General features: G+C 61.0%; 12 protein-coding genes. 5 read left to right on the top strand and 7 right to left on the bottom strand.

Annotation, left to right across the window (positions count from 1 at the left end; genetic code table 11):
* Positions 1-9: 9 nt before the first annotated feature.
* The gene (locus QP752_RS05740) at positions 10-576 is read left to right on the top strand and encodes a TetR/AcrR family transcriptional regulator (protein WP_071573199.1); all 567 of its coding nucleotides are present in this window, start codon (positions 10-12) and stop codon (positions 574-576) included.
* Positions 577-590: 14 nt separating this feature from the next.
* Here the strand turns inward: QP752_RS05740 and QP752_RS05735 are convergent, their stop codons facing one another.
* Complete coding sequence (locus tag QP752_RS05735; RefSeq protein ID WP_284804821.1) at positions 591-1,163, bottom strand: hypothetical protein; 573 nt, start codon at positions 1,161-1,163, stop codon at positions 591-593.
* A gap of 254 nt (positions 1,164-1,417) precedes the next feature.
* Here QP752_RS05735 and QP752_RS05730 point away from each other — a divergent pair, with 254 nt between their 5' ends.
* Genes QP752_RS05730 through QP752_RS05720 form a run of 3 tightly spaced genes read left to right on the top strand, consistent with a single transcriptional unit; the run spans position 1,418 to position 5,159 of the window.
* The gene (locus tag QP752_RS05730) at positions 1,418-2,347 is read left to right on the top strand and encodes a methylenetetrahydrofolate reductase (protein WP_071573219.1); all 930 of its coding nucleotides are present in this window, start codon (positions 1,418-1,420) and stop codon (positions 2,345-2,347) included.
* On the top strand, positions 2,344-4,596 hold the full coding sequence (gene metE, locus QP752_RS05725) for a 5-methyltetrahydropteroyltriglutamate--homocysteine S-methyltransferase (protein ID WP_284804819.1): 2,253 nt from the start codon (positions 2,344-2,346) through the stop codon (positions 4,594-4,596). The genes QP752_RS05730 and metE overlap by 4 nt, the downstream gene beginning before the upstream one ends.
* Positions 4,597-4,637: 41 nt before the next feature.
* On the top strand, positions 4,638-5,159 hold the full coding sequence (locus tag QP752_RS05720; RefSeq protein WP_070363359.1) for a peptidylprolyl isomerase: 522 nt from the start codon (positions 4,638-4,640) through the stop codon (positions 5,157-5,159).
* A 541-nt stretch (positions 5,160-5,700) separates the two neighbouring features.
* Here the strand turns inward: QP752_RS05720 and QP752_RS05715 are convergent.
* The 4 genes from QP752_RS05715 to QP752_RS05700 all read right to left on the bottom strand — a co-directional run bounded on the left by QP752_RS05715 (position 5,701) and on the right by QP752_RS05700 (position 11,607).
* On the bottom strand, positions 5,701-5,883 hold the full coding sequence (locus tag QP752_RS05715) for a hypothetical protein (protein ID WP_070363358.1): 183 nt from the start codon (positions 5,881-5,883) through the stop codon (positions 5,701-5,703).
* Complete coding sequence (locus QP752_RS05710; protein WP_284804816.1) at positions 5,876-6,634, bottom strand: hypothetical protein; 759 nt, start codon at positions 6,632-6,634, stop codon at positions 5,876-5,878. Before QP752_RS05710 ends, QP752_RS05715 begins: the two co-directional genes overlap by 8 nt.
* Positions 6,635-6,746: 112 nt before the next feature.
* Positions 6,747-8,201 (bottom strand): DUF5129 domain-containing protein, encoded by a 1,455-nt coding sequence (locus QP752_RS05705; RefSeq protein WP_070479075.1) that lies wholly within the window; start codon positions 8,199-8,201, stop codon positions 6,747-6,749.
* A gap of 19 nt (positions 8,202-8,220) precedes the next feature.
* Positions 8,221-11,607, bottom strand: a complete 3,387-nt coding sequence (locus QP752_RS05700) for a DEAD/DEAH box helicase family protein (protein WP_284804813.1) — start codon at positions 11,605-11,607, stop codon at positions 8,221-8,223.
* A 159-nt stretch (positions 11,608-11,766) separates the two neighbouring features.
* Between QP752_RS05700 and QP752_RS05695 the strand changes: the two genes are divergently transcribed.
* The gene (locus tag QP752_RS05695) at positions 11,767-13,149 is read left to right on the top strand and encodes an RNA-binding domain-containing protein (RefSeq protein ID WP_284804811.1); all 1,383 of its coding nucleotides are present in this window, start codon (positions 11,767-11,769) and stop codon (positions 13,147-13,149) included.
* A gap of 68 nt (positions 13,150-13,217) precedes the next feature.
* Here QP752_RS05695 and QP752_RS05690 read toward each other — a convergent pair whose 3' ends face one another.
* Complete coding sequence (locus tag QP752_RS05690; RefSeq protein WP_284804810.1) at positions 13,218-13,811, bottom strand: RloB family protein; 594 nt, start codon at positions 13,809-13,811, stop codon at positions 13,218-13,220.
* Entirely contained in the window at positions 13,798-15,186 is a 1,389-nt protein-coding gene (locus QP752_RS05685; protein WP_083290940.1) for an ATP/GTP-binding protein, read from the bottom strand. The genes QP752_RS05690 and QP752_RS05685 overlap by 14 nt, the downstream gene beginning before the upstream one ends.
* Between the last annotated feature and the right edge of the window lie 63 nt (positions 15,187-15,249).

Below are 15,249 nucleotides of genomic sequence, written 5' to 3'. Positions count from 1 at the left end.
GGAAGCACCATGCGAGCCGATGCGAGACAGAAGCGCGAACAGCTGATCCGGGCGGCGGTGGAGAACTTCCGCACCCGCCCGAACTCGGAGGTCACGCTTGGCGAGATCGCGGAGCACGCTGGGGTGGGCATCGCCACGCTGTACAGGCACTTTCCGACGCGCGCCGACCTGCGCCAGGCGTGCGCCCTCGAGTTCATTGACGTGCTCGACGCGAAGCTGGGGGACACGCTGGCCAAGTTTGACAGCGCCCCGGAGGAGCAGTGGCGCGCTTTCATTTGGGCGTGCGCCGACTCGGGTATCGGCATGCTGGTGGCGGCCCCGGCGGACGAGCCGCCGCACGCCCTGGAGCCCACGGTGCGGCAGCGCCGCGACGAGTTCTTCGCGCACGCCCAAGAGCTGCTGGACCTCGCCGCCGCTCACGGCCTGGTGGACCCAGCGCTGACTCCCTCCGAGATCGCCGCCGAGCTCATCGTGGTGACCCGCCCCATGAGTGCGAATCTGCGCAACCTTTTCCCAGACGTGAAGACCCGCCTGGTCAACCACCTGTTGCTGGCGTGGCGGGTGGACGCCAGCTAGCAACTACCTAGCAGCTACTTCGTAGCGCGGCGCTGGTCCTCGTCGAGGGCGTCGAGGGTGCTGAACTGGTCGTCGGCGGAATCGGTGGAATACACCAGCGTGGCCGTGCCTTCAGACGTGCCCTCAGTCGCGTCTTCCCGCAGCGCGTGCTTCGGCTCGTGGTTGCGCTCCTCGAGCTTTTCGCGCAGGTAGAACTCCCACAGCGCCCAGCCGCCGGCCGCGAGCGCGCAAGCACCGAGGGAGGCGAACAGGACCTTCGAGCCGGTCCCACGCTTGCGCGCTTCCTTCTTCAGCGCGATCTGGCGGGCCTTGCGGTCAGGGGCGGTCGCGGCGTGGAGGGCGCGGCGGGCGTCGATACGCGCGTGGCTGGCGCGGGTGACTTTGCCGGCCTGCTGGCGCGCGGCGTCGTAGATCCCCTCGAGCTGTGGCACGTCGGCGAGGTCGTGGAGGTCGTCGATGTTGTCGTCCTTGATGGCTTCGGTGAGTGCTTCGTAGACGTCACGCTGCTGCTTGCTGTTGAGTTCGCGGAAGTAGTTCCAGGCGCCGCTGATGCCGCGCAGTGCGAGTCGTGCAGTGGTGAGGTTCATGTGTGCTCCTTCGTTGTGTTCTTTCCCAACCACCCTAGCGGGCTGCACCGACATGTGCCCCCACAGTCCGCACAAAGTAGACCAAGCGGTTCAGTTTTGGGAAATATTATTCACATTTCGCAGGTCGCTGACCTGTGGCAATACATCGCGATACGCAAAAGTAGTTGTGCACCCTTGCGGCCAGTCTTAAATTTCATTGCACCCCATCAACAGGAAGCAACAGAAGGCAGGTGAGTCAGGTGCGGCAGGCAACGTTGGAAACGCGGATCTCGGCGTCGGCACCGTTGGACGGCATCGAGGAGGAGCTCGCACCACGCCCGCAGCGGGCACGCACGGCACTCAGCTTCGAGGTGATCCCACCGCGTCACAGCGCCGACTCCGCCAAGCTCGACGCCCTCATCCAAGGGCTCGCCGCCTACCAGCCCGACTACGTGTCGGTCACCAGCTCGCACCGCAGCGACTGGCTGGAAGGCACTGCCCGCCTCATCGAGCGCATCGCGCAGACCACGAGCATGCGCCCCATCGCGCACCTCGCCTGCACCGCCGGCACGCCCGACGAGCTGCGGCAGTGGATCACCCAGCTTATCGACGCCGGCGTCCGCGGATTCCTCGCCCTTCGCGGCGACATCCCGGCCGGACTCGACCGCCTGCCGGACACACACCTGCAGCACGCAACGGACCTGCTCAACCTGATCCAGGACGTTGCCGACGCCCAGGCCTACCGCCTCGCGGCGGGCAAGCTCGCGCTGTCGGTGGCCTGCTACCCGCGGGGACACGCGGAGAGCACCAGCGACGACCAAGACCTGGACGTGTTGCTGGCGAAGCAGCGCCTCGGTGCCGACTTCGCCATCACGCAGCTGTTCTTCGACGCGCAGGACTATCTCAGCTTCGCGGAGCGTGCCCGGCTCGCCGGGGTGCGCATCCCGCTGATCCCCGGCATCATGCCGATGACCAGCGTGAACCGGGTGCGCAGGATGGGCGAGTTGTCCGGTGTGGCACCCCCGGTGGACGTCATCAAGCAGCTTGAAGCGGCGCGGACACCGGAGGAAGAGCACCAGATTGGCATGCGACTCACCGTTGAGTTAGCGCGCACGATTCTGCAGGCTGGCGCCGGTGGCCTGCATGTTTACACACATAACGACTTAGCAGTAACACGTGAACTATTGAAAGGACTCAACCTGTGAGCACCGTAGCATTCCCCACCACGACCATCGAGGGCTACCCGAGGATCGGCGCGCAACGCGAACTGAAGCGCGCCCTGGAGTCCTACTGGTCCGGGCAGATCGACGCGGACACGTTCCGCTCCACGACGCGCGCCCTGCGCATCGATACGTACAACCACCTGCGTGACCTCGGTCTCTCCGAGCCCTACGCCATCCCGGCGGACGTCGCCCTCTACGACCACGTCCTGGAGACCGCGCTGACCGTCGGCCTCGTCGCCGGCGGCACCGACCTGGACGAGGAGTTCGCGCTCGCCCGCGGCACCGCCAACCGCGTGCCGCTGGAGATGACCAAGTGGTTCGACACCAACTACCACTACCTCGTGCCCGAGGTCGCCGCTGGTCAGGAGATCACGCCGGTGCCGGACCGCATCGTGCGCATCGTGGAGGAGGCCCGCGAGGCCGGCCATCAGGTGCGCCCGTACCTCGTCGGCCCAGTCACGCTGCTCGCGCTGTCGAAGCCGGTGGAGTGGTCCCTGCTCCCGGCCCTGGTCGACGCGTACGCTCAGGTCTTCGCGGCGCTGCACCAGGCCGGTGTGGAGTGGGTCCAGGTCGCCGAGCCGATCGTCGTCGCTGACGTTGACACCCCGGACACCGATATCGCGCGCTACCTGGGTGAGGCATGGTCGACGCTCCTCGGCGCCGACGCTCGCCCGAGCGTCTACCTGACCACCCCGTACGGCGCCGCCGACGCCGCCCTTCCCGTCCTCGGCGAACTCAAGCCCGAAGCCCTCCACGTCGACCTGTCCCCGTGGACCCTGCAGGCCACCCCTGACTACGTCGAGCAGGTCCGCACCCACGTCGCGCCCGAGACACACCTCGTCGCCGGACTTATCGACGGCCGCAACGTCTGGGCCGCCGACCTCGCCGAACGCACCGAAGTCCTCACCACCCTCGGCGCCACATCGGTGACCACGTCCACCTCGCTGCAGCACGTGCCGCACACCCTGAAGGCCGAGCGCAACCTGCCCGTGGACGTCGCCACCTGGCTTGCGTTCGCCGACGAGAAGATCGCCGAAGCCCTCGCCTTGAGCGCCGGGCCGCAGGCCGCGGAGGTCGCGTTCGCCGCATCCGCCCGTGTGGCGCGCACTCGCGCGGAGTCCCCGCTGCGCCACGACGAGGCCGTCGCCAAGCGTCTTGGCACTCTTCCTGCAGGTCAGGTGCAGCGTCAGCCGCTGTTCGCCGAGCGCCAGCAGGCTCAGCGCGACGCCCTGAACCTCCCCAGCTTGCCGACGACCACCATCGGCTCCTTCCCCCAAACCCCCGAGATCCGCCAAGCCCGCGCCGCACACCGCAACGGCACACTCAGCGACGCTCAATACAAGGAAGCGCTGCAGCAAGAAATCAAGCAGGTCATCGAACTGCAAGAAGAAATCGGCATCGACGTCCTCGTCCACGGCGAAGCCGAACGCAACGACATGGTCCAATACTTCGCCGAACTCCTCGACGGCTTCGTCGTCACCGAAAACGGCTGGGTCCAGTCCTACGGCTCCCGCTGCACCCGCCCACCAATCGTCTACGGCGACGTCTCCCGACCAGCCCCAATGACCGTCGAATGGGCCACCTACGCCCAATCCCTCTCCAACAAGCCGGTTAAGGGCATGCTCACCGGCCCAGTCACCATCCTGGCCTGGTCCTTCAAACGCGACGACGTCCCCCTGTCCGTCTCCGCCGACCAAATCGGCGCCGCCCTCGCCGACGAAGTCCGCGACCTCGAGGAAGCCGGCATCAGCATCATCCAAATCGACGAGCCGGCCCTGCGCGAACTCCTCCCACTCCGAGCCAAGGACCGCCCGTCCTACCTCGACTGGGCCGTCCGCTCCTTCCGACTCGTCTCCTTGAACGCCACTCCGACCACCCAGATCCACACCCACCTCTGCTACTCAGAGTTCGGCCAGATCATCGACGCAGTTGCAGGCCTCGACGCCGACGTCACCTCCATCGAAGCCGCCCGCTCTCGCATGGAACTGCTTGCCGACATCGACGACTCCTTCCACTCCGAAATCGGCCCCGGCGTCTGGGACATCCACTCACCACGCGTCCCTTCCGTCGAGGAAATCGTCGAACTGCTCCAAGCAGCACTGCGCCACGTCCCAGCCGAACACCTCTGGGTCAACCCCGACTGCGGCCTGAAGACCCGCAAGTATGAGGAAGTGGAGCCCTCGCTACGCAACCTGGTTGCCGCACGCGACGCGGTGCTCGCCCAGCGCTAACACCGGACGAGGGGCGTGGAGGGTCGTGTACGCTGTACACCATGACTCAAAAGACGCAGACAATGACGTTCCATACCAACCACGGCGACATCAAAGTCGACCTGTTTGGCAACCACGCCCCACACACCGTTGACACCATCACCGGCCTGGCGAAGGGCACCCTCGACTACTCCACCAAGAACGCCTCCGGCACCACCGAAGGCCCCTTCTACGACGGCGCCATCTTCCACCGCATCATCCCCGACTTCATGATCCAGGGCGGCGACCCAACCGGCACCGGCACCGGCGGCCCAGGCTTCCAGTTCGCCGACGAGTTCCACCCAGAACTCCAGTTTGACCGCCCATATCTGCTGGCCATGGCCAACGCCGGCCCAGGCACCAACGGTTCCCAGTTCTTCATCACCGTCGCCGAAACCCCGTGGCTGAACAACCGCCACACCATCTTCGGCGAGGTCACCGATGAGGCTTCCCGCAAGGTCGTCGACGAGCTTGCCAACGTCCCGACCGGCCGCATGGACCGCCCCGTCGAGGACGTCGTGATCAACTCCGTCACCGTGGAGTAGTTTTAGTTTTTGGCTTAGGGCCCCGCCTTTTTGGTGGGGCCTTTGGCGTTCTTAGGTCTCGAGTGCCGTGAGTGCCAAAGGACGCACCCCTAAACATACAGCCCATTGCTGACCAGGCACTATATTGGTGCTACTTTTCGAAATTGCGTCCTTTGGCACTGGCTCGGCTGGGCAGGCTGGGGCGCGCACCACATTCCCATCTTGCCGAATCGCGACCTGGGAAAACGCCGAGCGCCCCGCGAAAACCAGGAATTTGGTGCGCAGGGAAGAGGTGCCTGCACCACATTCCCTCGTTTTGAGTTGGCCAAGTTGTAAAAGCCTAGATCGGTGACGGCTAGTCAGTCAGCTGGAGTGAATGTGTTCGGGCAGAGCAAACAATTGTGATGCAAAAATATTTGCATTTATCCTGCAAGGAAACACTACTCATACTAGGAGAAGCCCGTGAAACGTTTTAGTACGGCTGCTTGTGGCTGTGTTTGATGGTCGCATGGATCACACTCGGTCTTTTAACCTATGTGTGGAGCCCTCCGGGCAACACCATCTATATCGGATAAATGCCTAGAATCCGCTGCCATAAGGGCCGGTTCTGACGTGCTTCGAGTTTCTTGGCATACTCTTGCAAATCACGGCTAGCTTTCGCCTGTGTCATTGGCAACTGCTCGATCATTCGTTTATGGGACTCGGTCAGTGGATACTTCCGCTCTGCCATTGCCTGATTAGTCATCAGCAGACTCCTTCCTATCCCTGTTATGACCTAGTACGGATAATAGTAACAAAATCTCTAGGTCTGAAACCCAGTTCTTCGAAGTAGTACCCGGCGAAAAGGTTGAATTCCTCGGGTTAAATTTATTGTCGTATTCAAGAATTGCCCGAGTAAACCCGATATCTTCTGAAGACTTCAACCCTGACTCCAGCATTGGGGTCAAAAAACGCCAACCTGCATTTTGCTGAGCGGGATTTTCTGCAAGTGTCATATCGATTGCCCACTGAACACGTTCGTAGTACGCAGAGCGGTCATCAGCATTTGATTTCTGCGACAGTGACTTGGTGGCGATACCTAACGTAAGTACGGCAGCTGCGGCAGCAGGTATCGCTCCTCGATATGAAAATATCGTCGCAAGCGATTCCTGCCAGGGCTTTTCCCAGAAGAGCACCAACCCCCAGTGCACCATGGCAAGGAATAACACGAAAGCAACGAGCAGAGCGGCAATGACTTGCGCGTTATTCCATTCGGCCCTGAAATTAATGTTCATTTTTCGCACGAGAATAAGGCTATCACTCAGATTCCTCCTGCTCAGATGGATTCCACAGGCCTCAAATTTACAAGATTTCAAGATCTGTCCCGGACTGGTTGAGAGGTGAGACTGGGGTGGAACTCCCCGAAGATACGGCCAATAGCCCTGGAAAACAGCTAGACCCCCAAATTCCGCATGTGCGGTGGAGGTCTGCAACGCCAATTTAGCATCAATCTGCATTCTGATGTTTTTAAGGCCGGGACATGCACCACATTCCCGCTTTTCAGCAGCCCAATCTGCAAAAGCCCAGGTCGGCGAGCGCGTATGAGGGAATTTGGTGCAGGACCAACCCCTAGAAACTCCCCGACCCGCCAGCGGCCGTGAACCCCGAGCTGAACGTCGTGTTCACACCCGAAGAGGAGGAAGAAGCAGCCGAGTTCGCGGCGGCGACGTTGGTGTTGTGCCAGGACTGCATCGCAACGAATGGGATGTAGGTGGGGTACCAGTAGTCCTTGTCGTAGATGGCTGGGGTGGTGAGTTTGTGGCGGTCTTTGACGTCGCTGAACTCTTTGTCTTTGACGGCGTCGAGGATGATGCGGTAGTCGGAGAGGAGGTGGAGGTAGTCGTCGAGGAAGGTGGGGCTGGCGGGGTCCGCATCCAGCTGCCGGACGCGCTCCTCCAAGGAGACGAGTTCTTGGCGGAGGGTGGCGTCGTTAATTGAGGTGCGTGCTTTGGTGATGTCCCTGCTGAGGCGGGCGAGGTCGGTGCGGCGGGTCGTGGTGTCGCCTTGTTCGATGTTGAAGAGGCGGTTGATGTTGTCTTCGGCGTGGCTGGTGTGGGTGAGGGTTTCGGCGGCGTCGGCGAGTTGTTTGCGGGCGCGGTAGGCAGCGGCGTCGTCGGAGATGGGGATGCTGCTGATGCCGCCGGCGCCGGAGACGGTGTCGTGGAGTTTGAGGAAGCGGTCGCGGACGTCGCCCCATTGACGACGCAGCTCCGCATCGGCAAACGCGCTGGTCAGGGAGTTGGCGCGGACGTCGATGCCGTCGAGGCGCCCGGCGAGGTCGGCGTATTCCTTGGTCACGAGCGAGTAGTCCGCCCGCGCCTGCTCGATCAATCGGCGGCGCCGGTTGCGCAGCGCGACGCCTGTGCCGCCAACAACGCCTGCCAACACGCCGGATCCCACACCGGCGCCGATGCCGCCCCCAATCCGGTCGTCGACTGCGGACTCGTAACGCTCCTGCTGCAGGCCGGCGGTGTCCATGGCGAGGCTCGCGCCGGCGAAGAGGGCGGCGGGGACGTTGTTGCTTTGTAGTCCGGGGACCATGGCGTCGATAACTGAGGAGACGCGCGATGATTCGCTGTGGAGGTCGAGGACGTCGGCGACGTCGTCGGCGGCGTAGATTGCGTGGTGGCGGTGCGCCATGTCCACGGCGAGGACGAGGGTGCCGTCGCGGAAGCCGTGCTTGTCCAGGATTTCGTCGGGGTAGTGGGCGCGGAAGTATTCCTCGATGGTGTCGTTGATGTTGTCGCGCGTGTTTTCGGCGTTGTTGAACGCGAGGATGTGGATGGTGCGCACGACTTCTGGGTGGTCGATGCGCTGGAGGTTCTGCTCGAGTTGCGCCTGGTCAGCTGGGGTGAGCAGGCCGTCGGGGTTGGTCAGTTGGAGGCGTGGCGCCTCGGCGGTGGTAGCGATGGCGTACTGCGCCGGGTCCGGCTCGTTAATGGCTGCGTAGGTGCCTGCGCCGACGCCACCGCCGATCAGCAGTGCCGTCGCGCCAACGCCAAGGATTTGTGCCCATGTGCTCATGCGCCTGATTTTATCGAAGCTACCCCGCGGTCGGCAGGGCGGTGTTGTTGAGCTGCTCGAGGCTGTCGCGCAGCTGCAAAACAACGCCGACGTTTTCGTGGAAGATGTCCATGATGGAGCCGTTTTCGTCGAAGGGCGGTTGGGTGAGCTCGTGGGCTTCGACGACGCCGTTGCGGATCACCTCGCTGACGACGGTGTTGAGGAATGTGCGTTGCACGGAGTTGAGGTCGGTGGAGTGCAACAGTTCCTTGAAGTGCGCTTCGACGGCGTCGGCGTCCATCCCGACGACTTCGCGCAGGAAGAGGCCGAGTTTGGCTTGGTGGGTGTTGGCGAGTTCGGCGGCGCCGTCGACGTGGGCGTTGAGTAGCAGCTGACGGAGTTCGTCGAGGTCGTGCGTGCTGAGCTGTTGCGCGTTGCGGAGTTTGCGCAGCGCCAGGCTGGTGGTGTTGCCTTCGAGTGCGCGGCGGAGTTCTTCTTCGACGACGGAGCTTTCGCGCTGGGTGCCGCCGGTGGCTTGGAGGGTGCTTTGTTCGAGTTCGCCGAGTTCGTCTTCGATGTCGGTGATCACCACGGCGCGTTGCGCTTTGTCGAGGAAGACAGTGAGCCCGCGGACCGTTTTGCGGGCGAGTTCGAGGTCGCTGTAGGTTACGCCGTCCCACCATTGTGGGCCGGCGATCGCCTCGAGTAGCGCTGCGTTGTTGGCCACGGTGGGGATGTTGGTTTTCTGCAGCAGCGCCTCGGCGATGCCGACGACTTTCTCTGCGAGCACGTCCCAGTCGCCGCGTTCTTCGAACAGTCCGAGTTCGAGCTGGTAGATGAGGTAGTCGAAGCGCCGGGCTTGTTCTTTGTCGCCGGTTGCGGCGAAGGGTAGTGGCGCGAGTGCGGTGACGGCTTGTTGGTGGGTGTCGGCGTCGGCGGTGAGCCAGGGGGTGGCGTCGCTAAATCGCTCGAGGTAGGCGCGTGCTTCGGTGGGCACGAGGATGCTGCGGTGGGGCACGCTGCGCACGGCGTCCGAAAGATGCTTTGCGACGTCCCCTCGCACTTCATCCGTGGCCGTCAGCAGTAGGCGGGCGCGGGTGGTGAAGCTGCGCTGCGAAAGCGAGACTTGGTGCGAGCCTTCCGTGGTGTTGGTGGTGCCGCTGAATTGGCGCACGTTGTCGCAGTAGTCGAAGATGTAGAAGCACGTTTTGTCCACGGCGGGGCCGAACAGGTCAGGGCGCAGGCGGGTGCCGCGGCCGACCATCTGCCAGAATTTGGTGGGGGAGTAGACGGGTTTGAAAAACACCAGGTTGACGACCTCGGGGACGTCGATGCCGGTGTCGAGCATGTCCACACTGATGGCGATGTCCAGGCCGGAGTCGGGCTGTTTGAACTCGGCGATGAGTGCTTCCGCGTTGTACACGCCGTGGGTGATCACTTCGGCGCGGGTGGCGGTGGTGGGGAAGATGGCCCGGTACTCGTCGGCGATGAGGCCTGCGTGGGCCTGGTTGCGGGCGAAGATGATGGTCTTGCCCAGCCGGTCCGCTCCGTCGACCTTCAGCCCCTTGCCGATGACTTGGCGCAACACCTTCCGGATCGTGTCCCGGTTGAGCAGCTTCGCGTTGATCTCGGCGGCGTTGACTTCCTGGGGTGCGGAAAGTGGGTCGCCGTGTTCGTCGACACCCCATTCGGCGTTCTCCCACTCCAGCTGCTGCTCGGGGGTGAGTTCGCCGTAGGAGATGCCCCGGCGCATGAAGGCGGTGCTGCCGGAGAATACCTCGTAGGGCACCAGGTTGCCCTCCTCGATTGCGCGGCTCAGGCTGTAGTAGCCGGTCGGGGTGTCGGGCTCGCAGCCGAAGAAGGTATAGGTGTCGTGGGAGAGGTTGCTGCGCGGGGTGGCTGTCAGTCCGACGACGAGGGCGTCCAGGTAGTCGAAGATGCGTCGATAGCGCTGGTAGATGGACCGGTGGGCCTCGTCGACGATGATGAGGTCGAAGTCGAAGGAGTTGAAGCGTTGGCCTTCGCCGATCATGCCGATCATGGTCTGGTACGTGTTCACGTACACCTGGCCCTCGCCGGCGGGGTTGGTGGTCAGGTTGACGGGCACCGCCTCTGCGAGGTGCTCGTTGAACGCCGCGTGCGCCTGCGTGACCAGCGCTTTCCGGTCGGCAAGGAAGAGCACGTTGCGGATCCAGCCGGCCTCCAACAGCATGGACACGGTGGCGATGGAGACGCGCGTCTTGCCCGTCCCCGTCGCCATGACCAACAGCGCGCGGCGCTTACCCTTGCCGAACGCCTCCGCCACGGACTGGATCATCTCCAGCTGGTAGGGCCTGCCGGCGATCTCGGTGATGGTGGCGCTGTGCGCGCTGAGCGGTTGGCGCTTGTCGCGCCGGGCGATGAGCGCCTCCATCGCGCGCACTGTTGGGTAGGACTCAATAGTGCGGGTTTCGTAGCCGGCACCGCCCGGCAGGTCGGCGTCCCTGTCCCAAAAGCGCACCTCGTACCCGGTGGTGTAGAAGATCAGCGGTACACGTCCCGTCGCGTTGCCGATGGCGTCGGCGTAGATCGCGGCCTGCTGGCGGCCGTCGTTAATGCTGCGGCTGGCCTTCTTCGCCTCCACAACGGCGATGGGCACACCCTGTGTATCCAGCAGCACATAGTCCACCTTCATGCCCGCCACCGGGTATTCCTCGATGAGCGTGCGGCCGCGGACAAACCCGGCATCCTCCAGCATCGGCGTGATGATGTCACGTCGCGTCTGCGCCTCATCCACCGCCAACTGCGGCGCCGGCGGCGTCAGCTTCTCCTGCTGCTTGCGGATCTGCTCCCGCAGCTTCGCAATCTCCTCCTCATACCCCGCAGCCTGCTCCAGCTCCCGCTGCTGCGCCTCATCCAGCTGCAGTTTGTACAGGTCAGCCTGCTCCCTCGCGGACTTCTCCTTCGCCGCCAGCGCCATCATCTGCCGCTGGTTCAACGCCGCCTGCCGCGGTGCCTGCTTCAAGATCTCGACGTCAAACGGCGCAATCCCCCGAATCGTCTTCCCCGAGAAGTGCGTAGTTGCGAACACCATCACGTCATACAGGTGCTTCAGCGCCTGCAGCGCCTCATCGCTGGTGATGTGCGCTTCGCTGTGCACCGCGGTGTTGCCGGCCTTGCGCAGGATGTGCATCTTGGAACGGATCGTCTCCGGCAGCAGCCGCGAGAAGTCCGGGTTGGTCAGCGTATCAAAAATGTTGGACTGCTTCTCCAACCCATTCAACGCCGCGATATGCCCAATCACCTGCTCCAACACGAACCGGGATTGGAACATCGACGCGCGCGGGTTGGTCAGCGCGGCATCCTCCGCATTGCGACACTCAATAATGAGCTGGGGCCATGCTTGCCCAACGAAGCCAAAGTTGGACGGACGTGGAGTGATGCTCACCTGATCGCCTTTCTTCCCGGTGCGCTCGTTCGCCTGCGCGTTATTCTATACCGTTGGGTTGTGGCTCGAAACCTACTCGAAACATGCTCGAAACGGATTTACATGTTTTGACCTGGGTATATCACTCTACTCGAAATCGTTTCGAGTAGAGTGATCCACATGAATACTGCGGTAAAGGTTGATGAGTTGCTTGCGCGTCCCGAAGATCAGTGGTTTGAGCGGAAATCGTTTCGTATTAAACCGAAGGATCTTGCGAAGGCGATTATCGCTTTTGCCAACGCCGAGGGCGGGGTCATCGCTGTCGGTATCACTGATCGACAATTCGATGGGTTGCCTAGCGCACGGCAGGACAACGACTTACGACAATCGGCGTTTGATCACACCGATCCAACGGTTCGAGTCGAGATCGAGAGCCTTCGCATTGATGACGCCACTTCTGTATACCTATTCCATATCTTGCCTAGTGAGCGTGTACATTATTCCAAATCGGGGGAGTGCTTCCTACGCATCGGGGATGAAACGAAGCAGCTGGGCCCCGACGGCATTTTAGAGTTGCGGTATTTGAAGGGGGAGCAGCAGTTTGATGCAATTGTTCCACCACGTGCTGAGCCTGGAGACCTCGATATGGCGCAGGTCGAGCGGTATGCGGAGGCGATTGGTTCGGCCTCGGCCCAAGATGCGTTGAGGGCGCGAAACTTGATAGATAGGGCAGGCAACCCGCGGACAGCGGCATTGTTGCTTTTCGGAAAACATCCGCAGGAGTTCTTTCCAAACGCTCATGTTCGTGTGGTCCAGTTCAATGACACAGGTCGGTTGCCGGGTCATGGTCAGCAAATTCTTTACGACGAACGCTTCGACGGCACCCTGCCAGAACAGATTCAGCAGGCCAGAACTGCGATTAGCAAGATTCTTCCAAAAGTGCGCCGTCTTGTAGGCAGTGGGCTTTTTGAAGAGGAGGATTTGATCCCGCCGGATGTGTGGCTAGAGGGTTTGGTGAATGCGGTGATCCACAGGTCTTACAGTATGGCTGGGGATCACGTCAGGTTCGAGATCTATCCTGATCGGGTTGAGGTGTCTAGCCCTGGCAGGTTCCCTGGCTTGGTGGACCCGTCGAAACCCGAAGCAATTGCGCGGTTTGCAAGAAACCCGTTGATTGCGCGTGGGACTGCTGAGTTGCGGATTGGGCAGGAGTTGGGGGAAGGGATTCGACGAATGATCGCTGGTATGCGAAAGGCGAGTTTTGCAGACCCCGTGTACCGGCAGACAAGTGGCAGTGTTGTCTTGACATTGAAGGCAGTGCAACGCCTCGACGAGTCGCTTCGTGCGGACTTGCCGCGCTACTCAACAGAGGTGCTTGCAGCCTTGCAGGCAAGCCCACATCCCTTATCGACGGGCCAAGTGGCCAACGCCCTTCACCTCTCGAACCCTCCCGTCCGCCGTGCTCTGCAAGCACTCCGGGACGCTGGCCTTGTGCAGTGGAACGGAAGCGGTTTGAGGGATCCTCGCGCAACATGGTCAGCGGCCAGCCCGCTGCGTTACTGATACATGACCACCGAACAAAAGTTCCCCACGGGTGCGTGGGGAGGTTTGTGTGGCCCTCTAGTTAGTCATTACTTTTGCATCGCTTCTATAAGGTACGGGATTGAAGATGACGGGCATGGCCCTTTTGCATTGGGGCGCATTTCGGTCCAGTGGCGTTTTGCGCGTGCCGTTGCCTCAGGGTATCTCTCGACTGGGAACATTACCCCGAGTTCTTTCGCATTGCGGCCTGTGAGATAGCGTTCCTTTTGCAGTACATCGGTCATTTTCTTCGCGTCGCTCCCGCCGTCGTAGAGGTGCCAATACAGCCACTGCTCAAATTGAGGGTTCGTTACTGCGACTGAGATATTGCTCTTTTGTGCGAGTTGAAGAACATCACCCAGGGTGGTGTGTTGGTCACAATCGACGACTAGGAACGCGCGGTCAAAGTTGTCGGACTTCAGATGGTTCTCGCATGTATCAAGAACTCGCTTGGGTTCTCCCTTACCAGGTACAACCTTGATGTCCGTGGCCACGTCGTTGGAACGCAGAATTTGTGCGAGCCTTTGGAAGTAAACTTGCTCAGACTTTCCTTTGTCGCCTTCTACAACAATCAGAAGCCGACTTTTCAGCCTCCGCTTTGCCCTGCTCTTGGGCTTTCTGGGTGTACCTTTACGCGCTGCCACGTTCCCCATTTTCTTGCCCCCGTCGTGTAGGTGATAGTTCTTCAACAGCACTTCGCATTAAACCTGGTAATAGATACGGTAGCGCGCCGAATCGGCCTTCCAGGTATTGCTTTGCAAGATTTGATGCCGGTTTCAAATCGCGGAAGTCCTGCAAGTTATAGAGCGTACTTGCACCAGAGCTGTCTTTTTCGGTGAACCAGACTTGCTCTTTCGTCAGGTTCGCAGAAGACTGCGGCTGGAGCAGGGATACGTCATGTGACGTGAAGATCAGTTGGGCCCCGTGTGGGTTTGTATCTTGATCTTGGAACAGTGCGACGATTGCTTCGGCGAGACTGGGGTGGAGGCTGGTATCCAGCTCGTCGACGCAAAAAACGGTGCCGTCGCGGAGCGCTTCTAAGATGGGAACGGCCATGGTGAGCCACGCCAACGTTCCGGATGACTCATCGCGCATGAGAAAGCCGGCGTCGGCGGATTCGTTGCCATGGTGATAAAATCGCAGCGTTCTGTTTACGATGTCGTGGCCGATCAGACTTTGGCCTAATAGAGCTTTCCCGGGCGTCTTGTTACCATGTGTCGCAGCTCGCTCGAGAATCTTGCGTATTCTCGGCGGTAGCTCTCGTTCATCTGTATCTACATCAATTCGCGTGATTCCGATATCGGCTACTGCCGCGAGTGTGGTGAGTACGTTCAACGGAATTCGTTCGTCGGCGATATCCGCCGCAATTCGGTCGAGGCGTTGCCGCCGGGCACTGTCGCTGATGTCGTAGAAATCGACGCCAGCGATAATGCGTCCAACAAACGACTGTAGTGTGTCGTGACCTGCAACGTAGCCACGGGAGAGCACAAGTTCTCGCGGGGCTGGAGATATACGTGGTCCCAGATACTTATGCCAGCTGATTATGCCTTGTTCGGCGTCTCTTTCCAGAAGCCGTGTTGGGCGGGAGGAGAAATATCCAAGCAGCAGCTCGTGTTCAATGCGGTTCGCGGAAATGGAGAATTCGTAGTGATATCGAATTTCTCGGGCCGCAAGCTCCGGGCCGCCAATGCCACCGGTTAAAGTGAAATCGAGTGCAAAGAAACTGGGGGAACGTACAGCGTCCTCATCTAACTTGAATGGGGATCGAGGATTTTTCTGAAATTGAAGCCATCTACTTGCAGAGTATTGGATTGCCTCCATTGCGTAGCGCATTGCGTCGAGTACCGCCGTCTTTCCTGATGCATTGGGTCCAAATATGGCAGCAACCGGTAGGCAGGCATCGGCCCAACTCTCACCTTGACGTGGAACTGCGGTGCGCCAGGAGTTACGCGTCATTTCCAGCGCGAACTCATCACGGAAGCTACGGTGATTCTCCGCAATAAAGCTAAGCAGTCTCATGGAAGTAAGTTTAGGTGAGAAAAGCTCATTACGGGAAAAAATTTCCCCAGAAAGGCTTAATAA

This window comes from Corynebacterium sp. UMB10321, from assembly GCF_030228725.1.
Classification (GTDB): Bacteria; Actinomycetota; Actinomycetes; order Mycobacteriales; family Mycobacteriaceae; genus Corynebacterium; species Corynebacterium pseudogenitalium.
Note: the sequence above shows the minus strand (reverse complement) of the source record. Positions and strands in the feature narration are given on the sequence as shown.